Annotated in this window: 18 protein-coding genes; 12 read left to right on the top strand and 6 right to left on the bottom strand. The window is 75.2% G+C overall.

The genetic code is table 11. The features are described from left to right. Positions 1–5: 5 nt before the first annotated feature. The 5 genes from H2O74_RS15390 to H2O74_RS15410 all read right to left on the bottom strand — a co-directional run bounded on the left by H2O74_RS15390 (position 6) and on the right by H2O74_RS15410 (position 3,783). Entirely contained in the window at positions 6–425 is a 420-nt protein-coding gene (locus H2O74_RS15390; protein WP_182112372.1) for a cupin domain-containing protein, read from the bottom strand. A gap of 23 nt (positions 426–448) precedes the next feature. After that, complete coding sequence (locus H2O74_RS15395; RefSeq protein ID WP_182112373.1) at positions 449–1,135, bottom strand: VOC family protein; 687 nt, start codon at positions 1,133–1,135, stop codon at positions 449–451. 112 nt (positions 1,136–1,247) lie between these two features. Next, on the bottom strand, positions 1,248–2,234 hold the full coding sequence (locus H2O74_RS16875; protein ID WP_182112374.1) for a cold-shock protein: 987 nt from the start codon (positions 2,232–2,234) through the stop codon (positions 1,248–1,250). 384 nt (positions 2,235–2,618) lie between these two features. After that, on the bottom strand, positions 2,619–2,855 hold the full coding sequence (locus tag H2O74_RS15405) for a DUF1059 domain-containing protein (protein ID WP_182112375.1): 237 nt from the start codon (positions 2,853–2,855) through the stop codon (positions 2,619–2,621). 91 nt (positions 2,856–2,946) lie between these two features. Next, a complete protein-coding gene (locus tag H2O74_RS15410; protein WP_182112376.1) occupies positions 2,947–3,783 on the bottom strand; it encodes a sigma-70 family RNA polymerase sigma factor in 837 nt (278 codons plus the stop codon). Positions 3,784–3,880: 97 nt separating this feature from the next. Here H2O74_RS15410 and H2O74_RS15415 point away from each other — a divergent pair, with 97 nt between their 5' ends. From H2O74_RS15415 to H2O74_RS16515, 10 genes are all read left to right on the top strand, one after another. Beyond that, a complete protein-coding gene (locus H2O74_RS15415) occupies positions 3,881–4,819 on the top strand; it encodes an aminoglycoside phosphotransferase family protein (RefSeq protein ID WP_182112377.1) in 939 nt (312 codons plus the stop codon). A gap of 22 nt (positions 4,820–4,841) precedes the next feature. Continuing rightward, complete coding sequence (locus H2O74_RS15420; protein WP_182112378.1) at positions 4,842–5,363, top strand: GNAT family N-acetyltransferase; 522 nt, start codon at positions 4,842–4,844, stop codon at positions 5,361–5,363. A 96-nt stretch (positions 5,364–5,459) separates the two neighbouring features. Then, positions 5,460–5,939, top strand: a complete 480-nt coding sequence (locus H2O74_RS15425; protein WP_182112379.1) for a type II toxin-antitoxin system RatA family toxin — start codon at positions 5,460–5,462, stop codon at positions 5,937–5,939. 236 nt (positions 5,940–6,175) lie between these two features. Beyond that, positions 6,176–6,541, top strand: a complete 366-nt coding sequence (locus tag H2O74_RS15430) for a DUF2255 family protein (RefSeq protein WP_182112380.1) — start codon at positions 6,176–6,178, stop codon at positions 6,539–6,541. Positions 6,542–6,622: 81 nt separating this feature from the next. Further along, positions 6,623–7,348: a trans-aconitate 2-methyltransferase gene (locus H2O74_RS15435; protein ID WP_182112381.1), complete on the top strand. Its 726-nt coding sequence runs from the start codon at positions 6,623–6,625 to the stop codon at positions 7,346–7,348. 19 nt (positions 7,349–7,367) lie between these two features. Beyond that, positions 7,368–7,850 carry a GNAT family N-acetyltransferase gene (locus tag H2O74_RS15440; protein WP_309232652.1) on the top strand — a complete coding sequence of 161 codons (483 nt, stop codon included), beginning with the start codon at positions 7,368–7,370 and terminating at the stop codon, positions 7,848–7,850. A gap of 175 nt (positions 7,851–8,025) precedes the next feature. Beyond that, positions 8,026–8,967 (top strand): hypothetical protein, encoded by a 942-nt coding sequence (locus H2O74_RS15445; protein WP_182112382.1) that lies wholly within the window; start codon positions 8,026–8,028, stop codon positions 8,965–8,967. Then, positions 8,964–9,284 (top strand): PadR family transcriptional regulator, encoded by a 321-nt coding sequence (locus tag H2O74_RS15450; protein ID WP_182112383.1) that lies wholly within the window; start codon positions 8,964–8,966, stop codon positions 9,282–9,284. The genes H2O74_RS15445 and H2O74_RS15450 overlap by 4 nt, the downstream gene beginning before the upstream one ends. A 29-nt stretch (positions 9,285–9,313) precedes the next feature. Beyond that, positions 9,314–9,811 (top strand): hypothetical protein, encoded by a 498-nt coding sequence (locus H2O74_RS16510; RefSeq protein ID WP_220457980.1) that lies wholly within the window; start codon positions 9,314–9,316, stop codon positions 9,809–9,811. Beyond that, entirely contained in the window at positions 9,808–10,110 is a 303-nt protein-coding gene (locus H2O74_RS16515) for a transcriptional regulator (RefSeq protein WP_220457981.1), read from the top strand. Before H2O74_RS16510 ends, H2O74_RS16515 begins: the two co-directional genes overlap by 4 nt. Before the next feature lie 34 nt (positions 10,111–10,144). On the opposite strand, the gene H2O74_RS15460 is transcribed toward H2O74_RS16515, so the two are convergent. Next, the gene (locus H2O74_RS15460; protein WP_182112384.1) at positions 10,145–10,318 is read right to left on the bottom strand and encodes a hypothetical protein; all 174 of its coding nucleotides are present in this window, start codon (positions 10,316–10,318) and stop codon (positions 10,145–10,147) included. A gap of 250 nt (positions 10,319–10,568) precedes the next feature. Between H2O74_RS15460 and H2O74_RS15465 the strand changes: the two genes are divergently transcribed. Beyond that, positions 10,569–11,597 (top strand): suppressor of fused domain protein, encoded by a 1,029-nt coding sequence (locus H2O74_RS15465; RefSeq protein WP_182112385.1) that lies wholly within the window; start codon positions 10,569–10,571, stop codon positions 11,595–11,597. Between the two features lie 172 nt (positions 11,598–11,769). Then, positions 11,770–12,708, top strand: coding sequence for a hypothetical protein (locus tag H2O74_RS15470; RefSeq protein ID WP_182112386.1), 939 nt, complete (start codon positions 11,770–11,772; stop codon positions 12,706–12,708). The last annotated feature ends 90 nt before the right edge of the window (positions 12,709–12,798 follow it).

The raw sequence follows: 12,798 nt of genomic DNA on the forward strand, positions 1-12,798 counted from the left end.
GAGGTTCAGCCCTGCGATCGCGAGGCCGCCCCGGCGCGGTACTCCTCGTCGGTGACGTGCTCGAGCCAGGTCACCACCTCGCCGTCCGCATCAGCCTCCTGCAGCGCGACGTGGGCCATGAAGCGCTCGGGCGTGGCGCCGTGCCAGTGCTCCTCCCCCGGCGCGATGTGGACGACGTCGCCCGGGCGGATCTCCTGCACCGTGCCGCCCCGCGCCGCGACGTAGCCGATGCCGTCGGTGACGTAGAGGGTCTGGCCCTTGGGGTGGCGGTGCCAGGCGGTGCGCGCGCCGGGGGCGAACCGCACGTGCCCGCAGCCCAGCGCCGAGCGGTCGTCCGGGATGCGGATGCCGTCGATCCACACCGTGCCGGTGAACCAGTCCGCGGGTCCGGCGCTCGTCGAGCCGCCGCTGCGTGTGACCTCCATGGCCCCTCCTCGGGGTACAGACCTCAGGCGACGCAGACGATGCCCCGGTTGCCGTCCTGGTCGGCGATCACGGTGAGCGACGGCGCCTGGCTGTCGTCCACGACCGTCCCTCCCGCGGCCACGGCGGCGGCGATGCGCTGGTCGGCCACCTCGGGGGCGACGTAGACCTCGACGTGGAAGCGCTGGCGCTGGCCCTCGCTCTCCTCGGCGTCCCCGAACCACAGGTTCGGCAGCCGACCCGTGGCGTCGCGGACCTCGTCGCTGGGCGACCCGCGCCCCTGGGACGCGGCGTCCCCGGTGAGCAGGGCGGCCCAGACCGGGGCGATGGTCGCCGACCGCGCCGTGTCGAGCCCGAGCTCGAGGACGCTCACCGAGGCCGGGTCGGCCGCGAGCGCGTGCTCGGCGGCGATCTCGGTGATCCGACCCGCGAGGTCGAGGTCCTGCTGCGTCACCCACTCCACGACGTGCTCGGTGCCCTCGCCGTCACGGAAGACGGCGTCGTCGCTGACCAGCTTCAGGTCGACGTGCCCCGAGCCGATCGACACGCTCGGGTGGTGCCCGAGCGCGTCGCCGGCCTCGCCGACCGCGGCGACGAACCGCGCGGCGGCACCGAAGTCGTCGACCAGGTAGCGCGCGTGCAGCCCCTGGGCCAGCTTGCGCCAGTCGGTCAGCCCGGCAGCGGTGATCTCGCTGTTCGCCAGCATGTCCATGTCCGGTGCCCCCAGGTGCGGTGACGCGCAGGCTCGTGCACGCCGACGCTACGGCGCCGTGAACCCGGCCGTCCAGGGTCGGGTGGACGGCGGGACCGCCGGACGTACCGGCTCAGACGCGCTCGACGCCGTCGGCCTGGGCTCCGCGGTCGCTCTGGCGGACCTTGAAGCGGACGCGGTCCCCCTCCTGCAGCGCCTCGCCGCCCCGCACGACCGAGACGTGGACGAACAGGTCCGCGCCGCCCGCGTCCGGCGTGATGAAGCCGAAGCCACGATCCGCGTCGTACCGCGCGACCACGCCCTCGCCGCCGCGCGCGGGCGGCCCGGAGGTGGATCCGCCGGACGGCGCACGGTCCGGCCGACCGCGCCCGGACGGCGCGGAGCGGTCGGGCCGACCGCGGCCGGGCGCCGCCGCGGGCCCGCGCCGCGGCGCGGAGCCGCCCACGAGCTGGACGTTGCGGGCCTGCGGGCCCTTCTCGCTCTCGGCGATGTCGAACGTCACGCGGTCGCCCTCGGCGAGCTCCGTGAGCCCACCGGCCAGGGCGCGGACGTGCACGAAGATGTCCTGCCCGCCGGCTTCGGGGGTCACGAATCCGAAGCCCTTCTCGGCGTCGTACCAGGTCACGGTGCCGTCCGCGCCGTCGGACACCGCGGCCTGGGCGGCCTGCGCCCCGAGCGGCAGCAGGTGGTCGGCCTGCGGCCCCTTCTCACCGTCGACGACGAGGAACGCGACGCGCTGGCCCTCCGCGATCACGCCGCCGCCCACGATGGCCGAGCTGTGCACGAAGATCTGGGCGCCCCCGCCGTCGGGCATGACGAAGCCGTAGCCCTTGCTCGGCTCGTACCAGGCGACGGTGCCGAGCACCCCGAGGGGCGCGTCGGCGGCCTGGTCTCCCGTGACGCGGACGCGGCGCGCCTGCGGGCCGCGGTCCCCCTCGCCCACCTCGAACTCGACGGCCTGCCCCTCGCGGAGCACCTTGGCGCCGTCGCCGCCGACGATCTCGGACGCATGGACGAACAGGTCCTCGGTGTCGTCGCCGAGGGCGAGGAAGCCGAAGCCCCGCTCGGCGTCGAACCAGCGGACAGTTCCCTGGGGCACGGTTGTTGACTCCTTGTCGAGTGACGGTTGCTCCCTCCAGTGTCCCTGATCAGATCGGTGGCCCTGCGCGGTGAACGCGGCGTCGCACGTCCTCGGCTGCTCGGCCTGGCCGTCTGCGATGACGATGCGGCCGCGCGCTCGCGACAGCCCGCCCTAGGGCATGCCCCCTCACCTCCCGGTGCGCTCCCGGTGCGTGCACCCGGGCCAGCAGCATGGTCGGCGTTCGCCGGTCTCCAGCTTCTCCTCGGCGATGCGGATGCGCCGCTCACGGGTGCTCGTGCACCACGCCCCCGAGAACGTCATGGCCGTTCCCGGGAGCGGTTGCCGGGTTCGTCGTCGAGGTCATGGGTCTCCGGCTTCCGGTACGCGTCGAGTCGGGGCTTCTCAGCTCTCGGGCAGGCCGGCGAAGGCGTTCTTCACGTCGCCGTACCAGTCGAGCGACTTCTTCGGGTGGCGCCAGCGACCCTTCATGGCGTCACGCGCCGGCTGGTGGGAGGCGTCGCCCGCCTTCTCCTCATCCTTGAGGTGGCGATCCTGGGCCTTGATGACGTCGTCGGCACTGTCTGCGCGGTGCTCGAGGTCGCACGGTCCCCCCAGCTGGCGGCAGGTCATGGTCTTCATGGTCGGTCCCTTCCGGTGATCGTGGCCGTGGGTCGAGCGGTCCTGCACCTGAGTGACGAGTGGCGGCCGGCGAGTGTGACGACCGCCGGGGTCAGGAACGGCGCTCCTCGCCCTCGCGGCGCGACACCCGGGCGAGCACGTCCGGCTCGGCGCGGAACGTGATGGCGCTGACGACGCCGTCGACCACGGTGAAGTCGAACAGGACCTTCGCTTCCCCGCGGTGGAACCAGGCGGCGGCGGGCCGGTCCTCGACGTAGACCGGGAGCGCGGCGCGTGCGCTGCCGTTGAAGAACGTCGCCACCGCGTGGCGACCATCGAGTCGCTCCGGTGTGCCGACGCGCACGGCAGCCGCATCAGCGGTGACGACGGCGTCAGGGGCTAGGAGCCGTATCAGGCGCTCGAACTCGCCGTCGCGCGCTGCCGCCATGAACGCGTCGACGACCTCCCAGCTGGACGGCCGCTCCTCGGGCGACGGCCGGCGCACCTTGGCGCGGGCCCGTGAGGCCAGCTTGCGGGCCGCCACCGGCGAGGTGTCGAGGATGGTCGCGATGGTCGAGAACTCGACACCGAAGCTGTCGTGCAGCACGAACGCCACGCGCTCCTGCGGCGAGAGTCGGTCCAGCACCACCTGCAGGGCGACGCCGACCGTGTCGGCCAGTGCGACCTCGTCGGCGACGTCGTGCGCGACCCCGGGCACCTCGACCGCTCCCACGGGCACCGGGGTCCGGGACCGCAGCCGGTCCAGGCACACCCGGGTGGTCACCGTCGTCAGCCATGCCGGAAGGCAGTCGATGTCCGTGTCGGAGCGCTGCAGGCGGAGCCAGGCCTGCTGCACGGCATCCTCGGCCTCGGCGTGATCGTTCAGCACGCGAGCTGCCAGGCGCACGAGGCGCGGCCGCTCCCGCTCGAAGGCTTCCGTGTGATTCACGTCGCTCAGCCGTCCTTCCGCGGGGCGTTGCCAGGATGACGAGCGCTCCGTCGTGAGTGTGACCGAGAGCGACGGCGTGCCGCACTAGCCTGCTGCCGTGGACCCGGCCTTCGCAGTCGCCGTGGCCAGGGCCGCGGGCCAGACCGACGGGCCGGTCGCCGCTCCCGACGTCGCGGGCGGCGTGAACGAGGTGACCGTGCTGGGCTCGGGCGCGGACCGCGTCGTCGTGCGGGCACCGCGGCCGGGGCAGGCCGTCGACCTCGACCTCGAGGCGTGGTGCATGCGGCGGGCGGCGGAGCACGGCATCGGGGTGCCCGAGGTGCTGTGGCTGGGCGAGCTCGACGGACGTGCGGCGATGGTGCAGCGGTACGTCGCGGACGTCGGCCTCGGGCGCGTCCCGGTGGCCGAGCGTTGGCGCCTGCTCGGCGAGCTGGGCCGGCGCATCGCGGCGCTGCCCCTGACGGACGCGCCCGCGGGGCTCTTCTCGCGGTTCGGCCGGGACCTGCCCGCGGCGTGGGTCGCGCACGTGGACCACAACCTCGAGGCGCTCGGGCCGGACGACCCCCTCGTAGGGCTCGGCGTCTACCGCGCGGCCGACCGGGCGCCGCTGCGCGCGCTGCTCACGGAGGCGCGTGACGCTCCCCCGTCGTTCGGGCTGACCCACGGCGACCTGTCGCCGCGCAACCTGCGCGTCCCGGCGCAGGGCGGGCCGGTGCTGCTCGACTGGGGCTCGGCGACCGCCGGCCCGGTGCCCACCACCGACCTGCTCCACCTGCTGCTCAGGCGGTCCGAGGTGGGCGACCCGGACGACACCGCCCTGGCCGCGCTCGCGCAGGGGTGGGGCGAGGAGGTGGACCGACGCGACACGGCGCTGTCGCGGCTGGTCAGCGCCCTGGACCTGACGCGCTGGGCGCTCGAGCACGCGCCCGACCGCGTGCCGGAGCAGGTCCGCGTCGCGCGGCGTCTCGTGCGACGCACCCTCGGGTCCGGGTCCGGGTCCGAGGCCGAATCCGAGGCCGCGGGCGGGCGGCACTGACGGCTGGCCCTAGCCTCACGGCATGGACCACCCCGTGGCATGGCCCCCCGCAGCACCGCTCCAGACGCCCCGCCTCGCGCTCGAGCCCTTGCACGTCGGCCACGCCGCCGAGGCGTTCGAGGTCTTCGACGACCACCGGCTCCACACCTTCACCGGCGGGGAACCGGCCTCCCAGCAGGAGCTCACGGACCGGTTCGCCCGGCAGGCCGTCGGGCAGTCCGCGGACGGCTCGCAGGGCTGGCTGAACTGGATGCTGCGCCGTCAGGACACGCAGCGCCTGATCGGCACCGTGCAGGCGACGCTGTCACCCGGTGAGGACGCCGTCGAGGCCGAGCTCGCCTGGGTCATCGGCACCGACCACCAGGGCCACGGGTACGCGAGCGAGGCCGCTGCCGCCGTCGCGCACTGGCTCCGCACGCAGGGCGTCGGCTCTCTGGTCGCCCACGTGCACCCCGACCACGAGGCCTCGGCGGGCGTCGCCCGCGCGCTGGGGCTGCGGGCCACGTCCACGGTGGTCGACGGCGAGGTCCGCTGGGAGGGCTGACCGTCCGGGCCGGCGCGCCTGGTCATCCGTCACGGGACCGTCAGCCGCTACCGGGACCGAGCGACGGGAATCCGGCCGCGGCCCTAGGGTCGCCGCATGATCGTCGAAGCCTCGGTCGACGTCGCGGTCCCGCCCGACGTCGCGTACGCCGTGTCCCAGACCACGGGCGACGCCCGCCTGCGCTGGGACCCCTTCATCCGGCACCAGCGGTTCCTCGACGGCGCGACGGCCCCGGCGGTGGGGGTCCGGACCCTCACCCGCCACCGGTCGGGGCTGCGCATGGTCAGCCAGTACGTCTCCTACCGACCCCCGACGAACGTCGGCATGAAGATGGTCGAGGGGCCATGGTTCTTCGCGGTCCTGGCCGCCGGGTGGCGGTTCACCCCGCTGCCCGACGGCGGCACGCGTGCGGTGTGGCGCTACAGCTTCACCTGCCGCCCGCCGTGGCTGGCGCCGCTCGCCGAGCGGATCGGGCGCGTCGTCCTGCAGCGCGACATCGACCGTCGGATCGCCGGGTTCGCCCGCGGCTGCGCCGACCCCGTCGTGCTCGCCGCGGCCGGCGAGCGGACCGGGTAGCCGGACGCCGTCGGGCGCGGCGGTAGCGCCTGCCGTACCCGGGAGAGGGCGGCCCGGACACGTGGTCCTCATCGCGTCCACCGCGACGGCGCTGGTCCTGCTCGCGGTGACCCGCGGCACGCTGGGCCTGCGGGTCACCGGGCACGTCAGCGCGGGGCCTCGCCCGGAGCGCTGAGCCGGACGACCGATCGCCGGGGGAGCCACCGCGACGTAGCGTGGCGGGTCTAGGGGGAATCATGACGACCTGGCACGAGGACCAGCTGTCCGCGATCGACCGCGAAGGTGAGCTGCAGGTCGCCGCGCTGCGACCTGACGGGACACCGCGGAACCCGGCGACCGTGTGGCACGTCGCGGTCGACGGGGATCTCTTCATCCGATCGGTCCGCGGCGAGTCGGGTGCGTGGTACCGCGCCGCCAGACGGACCGGCACGGGGGTGATCGACGCCGGCGGCCTGCGCGCCGACGTCGTGTTCACCCCGGACGACACCCACGACGAGGCGATCGACCAGGCGTACCACGTCAAGTACGGCGACGGCTCGGCGGTGCGCGCCATCACCAGCCCGCTCGCCGCGGCGACCACGCTGCGCGTCGAACCGCGCTGAGCGGCGGCGGTGGCGAACCACCCCCCGAGCCGCTCGAGGCGCCGGCGCGGTCCGCGTCCGGCCGATGCGTACGCTCGCGCGGTGGCCGACTACGACGCACGGCTCGTCGAGCTCTACGACGAGGACAACCCCGACGGGCCGGACCACGACTGGTTCCGCGCTCTCGCCGACGAGGTCGGCGCGCGGGCGGTGCTCGACCTCGGCTGCGGGACCGGCATCCTCACCGTGACCCTCGCGGGGCCGGGCCGCACCGTCGTGGGGGTCGACCCCTCGCCCGCCATGCTCGCGTACGCCGCCGCCCGTCCGGGCGGCGGCGACGTGCGATGGGTCCTCGGCGACAGCCGAAACCTCCCCGCGGGACCGTTCGACTACGCCGTCATGTCCGGCAACGTCGCGCAGCACATCCCCGACGGGGCGTGGGAACGCACGCTCGCCGACGTCGGCCGCGCCCTGCGCCCCGGCGGCGTCCTCGCCTTCGAGAGCCGCAACCCCCGCGCCCGGGCCTGGGACTGGTGGGCCGGCGCGCCGACGCTCCGGCAGACCGGCCGGGGCCCGCTGCGCGAGTGGTCCGAGATCACCGAACCGGCGCCGGGCCTGGTCGCCGCGACGTTCCACACCCTGTTCGTGGACACAGGCGAGGAGGTCGTCGAGGAGCTGTGCCTCGCGTTCCGCGAGCGCGCGCTCATCGAGGAGCAGCTGACCGACGCCGGGTTCGTCGTCGACGACGTGCGGGGAGGCTGGGACGGTGCACCGTGCGAACCCGACTCGCCCATGATGATCTTCCGCGCACACCGCGCGGGCCGCTGATCCGGGGCAGGATCTCCCGGTGATCACCCTCCGCGACGCTGCCACCGGCGACCTCGACCTGCTGTACGACCTGCTCCTGGAGGCGTTCAACTGGGATGGCACGCCCCGCTTCACCCGCGACCAGGTGGTCGCCGACCTCCACACCGCGCGCTACCTGGCCGGGTGGAAGCGACCGGACGACTTCGGTCTCGTCGCCGTCGACGGCGACGAGCCGCTCGGGGCCGTCTGGGCCCGGGCGCTGCCCGCGGCGGCACCGGGTTACGGGTACGTCGCCGACGACGTCCCCGAGATCGGCATGGCCGTGGCGCCGGCGCACCGGGGGCGCGGCGTGGGCTCGGCCCTCCTGGCCGGCTGCGTCGAGCAGGCCCGGGGCCTGGGCCGACGTGCGCTGAGCCTCAGCGTCGAGGACGGCAACACGGCGGCGCGAGCGCTCTACGAGCGGCACGGCTTCGCCGTCGTCGGACGCAACGGCGACTCCGACACCATGCTGCGGGAGCTCTGAGCGCACACCGCGACCCGTCACGCGTGGTGGGGTCCATGTCGGACCGGAGGGCCTTGCCGCGCCCGCGCCGCCGTGGTTCTATCTAGGTAGGAATCAGACCTAGGTAGGGGAATCAGTGGACGTGATCGCGTGGCCGGAGCGCGACCGGGCGTGGGCGACGCGGTATCGCGCCTCGATGGGCGCCAGACCGGTCCCGGCAGACGCGCTCGGGGAGCGCGAGCGCCAGCTGCTCGCAGCGGTCCACGCGGCCGGCGTCCCCGCCGCCGAGCTCTTCGGCGACGCCCGTGAGCTCGCGGCGGAGGACGCCGCCGAGCTCGGGACCGCGGACGAGGCGGTGCGGACCTCGCAGGGCGGTGGCCTGCGGCCGGCGCTGCTCGAGGCGGGCGCCACGCTCGTCGCGATCGCGGTGGTCGGGGCGGTGCTCACGGCGGTCCGCAGCGGCTGGGCCGTCGACGTCGACCTCGCGTCGGTCCTCGTCGCGCTGAGCGTGACGGTCGCCTTCCTCGGCTGGGTCGCCGGCCGGGCCCTCTTCTCCGCCGGCCGTCCCCTCCCGGCAGTCGGTGCGCTCGTCGCCGTCGGTGCGCTCGCGCTGGCGGGCATCGGCGCGGCCGCCGGCGTCGGCCCGGGCCACGTCCTGGCGCGGGACGTCCCCGTGCCGCTGTGGGGTGCGGCGGCGCTCGTGCCCGGCGTCCTCGCGCTCGTGGCCGCGCGCCGCACGCGCCAGCCCGTGCTGCGCGAGAGCTGGGACGACGCGGAGTGGCTGCGCCGGTTCCACCACGCGCTGCGGACCCGACTGGTGCCCTCGGCCACCGCCCGCGGCCACGTCACGGAGGTCGAGCAGGCGACCCGAGCCGGGAGCTCGTCGGCGTTCGACGAGTTCGGCCACCCGGTGGTCCTGGCTCGTCAGGTGGCCGACGCCGACAGGACGGCACGGGCACGCCGCTGGTGGATCTCCACCGTCGCCGGCACCGTCATGCCGCTCGCGGTCGCGGGGCTCATCCTCGCCATGGACAGCTGGGGCTCCCTGACGATCCCCGCGGTGGTCGTCCTGCTGCTCAGCGCCGTCCTCGCCCTGGCCGGTCGCCGGGCGGACCGCCCGTGGGTGGGACGGCGATGAGCCTCGCGGCGTGGCAGCGCGCCTCGTTGCCGATGCTGGTCCTCGACGTGCTCGCGGTCGCGCCACGGCACGGCTACGGCATCGCGCAGGCCCTGGTCTCGGCCGGGCTCCAGCCGATCAAGGGCGGCCAGCTCTACCCCCTGCTCGTCCGGCTCGAGGACGAGGGGGCGATCACGGCGGGGTGGGAGGAGAGCGAGTCCGGCCCCGCCAGGAAGGTCTACGAGCTGACGCCCGCCGGCCGCGCCCGGCGCGAGGACCTGCGCGCCCAGTGGCGCGCGTTCGTCGAGGCAGCGGAGGCGGTGCGGTCGGGCGAGTGATCCCTCCTGGTCGCGGGCGACTTGCCGCTATGGAAACTCGCGAGAGCGCCACCCCCGACGACGCCCGTGCCGCCCTGCGCCAGCTCGACGACGCGCGGGCCCTGCTCGCCGAGCGCATCGCCTCGCCGTGGTGGTACCGGCTGGGCGCCGCCTCCTGCACGACGTCGATGTTCGTCGGCATGGGCCTGCTCGTGGGCAGACCGGAGGCGCGCGGCACCACCGAGTCCGTGGCGACCCTGCTGATCACGCTCGGTGCGGTCGTCGCCCCGGTGGTGCTGCTCTGGGCGCTGAAGCGCGCGACAGGGGTCTCGGTCGAGCGGTACGCCGAGGGTCTGGGTGCCTGGTACGTCGTCGTCTTCGGCCTGCTCGCGCTCGCCTTCGCGCTGCAGGCGTTCGCGGGCGTCCCCGCGGCCCTGCACGTCGCGGGCGCCGTCGCCTTCGTCGCCACCGTGGTCACCGAGCGACGGATCGACGAGCGGCTGCGACGTCGGGTCCGAGCGGGCGCGGGCGTGCGGGCGGCCGCGTGACCGCGGAACCGGTCTTCAACGAGGTCATCCACGCCTCGAACCGCCTGCAGATCTGCGCGATGCTCGCCGCGGTGGAGGCCCTGGAGTTCGCCACCGTGCGCGATGCGCTGGCCATCAGCGACTCGGTGCTGAGCAAGCACGTCAAGGTCCTGGCCGACGCCGGCTACGTGGCGATCTCGAAGGTTCCGCACGGGTCGCGGACCCGCACCTGGCTGGCCCTGACCGAGCCGGGCCGCGCGGCGCTGGACGGCCACCTCGCGGAGCTGCGGCGCATCGCCGCGATGGCCACCACGACCTGACCGCCCGCCGGGGGGCACGCGTCAGCGGTCGGCCTCAGGCGGGTCGGGCCGGCGGCGCCTCGCCCGCGAGCAGAGCGTCCAGCATCGGGACGAGGGCGTCGCGCTGCTCCTCACCGAGTCGTGCGAGCACCATGCTGTGCTCCGCGATGCTGTCGGCGATCCGCCCCCGCAGGTCCCGACCCGCAGGCGTCAGCGTCAGGAGCTTCACCCTGCACGTCGTCGTCGGCGTGGCGTGGTTCCTGGCGACGACCCCCTCCCGGCCGCCCCGCACCCACCCCTGACCGCCCGGCGGTTCCCATCTCCCGCCGACCACGTCCGTTCCCACCCGGCACGTCCTCTGCACCGGACGTACTCGCGTGGGACGGACGCGCTCAGCGGCGAACGCTCAGCGGGTGAATGTCGGCCGGGTGGTGGGACGGGGGGCAGACGCGGGCGGTGGCGTCCGACAGACTGCCGCGGTGGACGAGACCCTCTGGCGCCTCGGGCTCGAGGCGGCCATCGAGCGCTGCTACGGCGACTCCGCGCCGGTGGCCGTCGTGGGCATCGACCGGGCCAGCGTCCCGTGGGACGTCGCTCCGATGGAGACCGTGCTCGTCCACTCGCGCGACCTTCCCGTGCCCCACTGGCACTACATCGGGCTCGGCCTCACGGCTCCCGGCGCCCGCGCGGCTCCGGCGGGCGTGGCACCGACGGCCGAGCTCACCTTCCGCCTCGAGCGTCACGCCGAGACGCAGCCGCCACGGTGGCCGCTCGACCTGCTCCACCACGTCGCGACGTACCTGGCCGCAACCGGTGAGCTCCTCGGACCCGGCCACACGTTCGACCTCAACGCTCCCGTGACGCCGGACGCGCCCTCGCCGCTGCGACACCTCCTGTTCGCACCGGACCCGGACCTCGGCGATGCCTTCCTCCAGGCCGTCGGCATCACCTCGGACGAGCTGGCGGCGCACGAACGATGGTCCGGCTTCCGCGCCCTGCTCGACCAGCACCTCCCGATGCTGGTCACGGCGCCCCGGCGGACGTCGACGCTCGCGCTGCCCGGCGTCGCGGCGCAGGTCGAGGCGGGAAGCGAGGTGGACGGATCCGAGCGCGTCGCGCTCGTCGTCTCGACGCTCGAGGTCGCACGGTCGGCGCGCCTGGCCGATCGCGCCCTGGGGCGCTCCCGGATCACCGTCACGCTCAGCACGCACCCCGTCGACGGACTGCGGCGCGCCCTGCTCGACAGGGTGGCCCGCGGTGCCGCGTTCATGCTGCGCGGACCGGGCACCGAGCTGCTGCTGGTGCCCCAGGCCGGCGTCGGGCCGCTGCGCGAGGAGCCGAGCTGCTGGGTCGTCGGCCTGTCGCCCGAGCAGGCCGCGAGCCTCGCCGACACGCTGGCGCCCGTGGTGGGCACGTACCGGTCGGCGGCACTCCCCGCCGTGACCTTCGACATCCGCCCGTCCGCCGTGACGCAGATGCCCGCTCCGGAAGCCGACCCGGCCTGGTGACACCGCGGCCGAGTGCGTCCGTTCCCACCCAGAACGCCCTTCGGGGCGGACGTGCTCACGGGGAACGGACGTGCTCAGCGGGGCGGCGTCGGCGGGGCTGTGGACACGCCCGCGTCCACAGGACCGACGGGCCCGGCGCCAGGGAGCCGCCTCCCGCGCGCACCGTGGTCCCGTGCCACGACGACCCGGAGCGTCCCTGCCCGCCGACGAGCCGCTGCCGCCCGTCCACCTGGCGCGGCACGTCGACCCGTCGCTCGCCGCCGCCCACCTGCGCAGCGGTCGGTGGGTCCGCGTCCGGCGCGGTGCCTACGTCGACGTCGACCACCTCCGCGGTGACCGTGCCCGCGCGCTGGCGCTCGCCCGCATCGCCGCGCTGGGCAGCCAGCTGACGATCGACCACGTGGTGACCCACGAGTCGGCGGCGCTGCTGTGGCGCCTGCCGGTGCTGCGGGTGCCCGAGCGGACCCACGTCGCCCAGGCGCGGCCGTCCCGGAGCGGGTGCAGCGCCGACGTCGTCCGGCACGTCCTCGAGCTCGCGGCGGGCGACCGGACGCTGCACTGCGGGCGGGCCGTCACGACGCTCGAGCGCACGGTGGTCGACTGCGCGATGTCCTGCCCGCCGGCCGCTGGACTCGTCGTCGCCGACGCGGCCCTCCACCGCGGCGCCGACCTCGCGGTGTGCCTCCAGCTGCTCACGACCATGGCCGGGCGGCGTGGCGTCGTGCGGGCCCGCGCCGTCCTCGACGTCGCCGACGACGGCGCCGAGTCACCCGGCGAGACGCTCGCCCGGCTCGCCGTCCTGCGGGCCGGACTCCCGGCGCCGACGACGCAGGTCCCGGTGCGGACCGCGCTCGGCACCTTCTGGGCGGACCTGGGTTGGCCGGCCTGGCGGCTGCTGCTGGAGTACGACGGCGTCGCGAAGTACGACGTCGGCCGCGTGGCGCTGCTCGCCGAGAAGCGGCGCGAGGACGCCCTGCGGGCGGAGGGCTGGGCGGTGCTCCGCGTCATGGCCGACGACACGCGGAGCCCCGAGCGCCTCCTGCGACGCGTCCAGCCCTTCATCCCGCCCACGGAACGCCGGCAGCTGACCCCGCGGTTCGCGCTCCTCTGACCGACCGCGAGCACGTCCGTTCCCGCCGACCACGTCCGCCGTGGGGGACGTGGTCACGTGGAACGGACGAGCTCGGACGCCAGGGCGGCG

Origin of the sequence: Actinotalea sp. JY-7876 (genome assembly GCF_014042015.1) — a bacterium.
In the GTDB taxonomy this organism is placed as follows: Bacteria; Actinomycetota; Actinomycetes; order Actinomycetales; family Cellulomonadaceae; genus Actinotalea.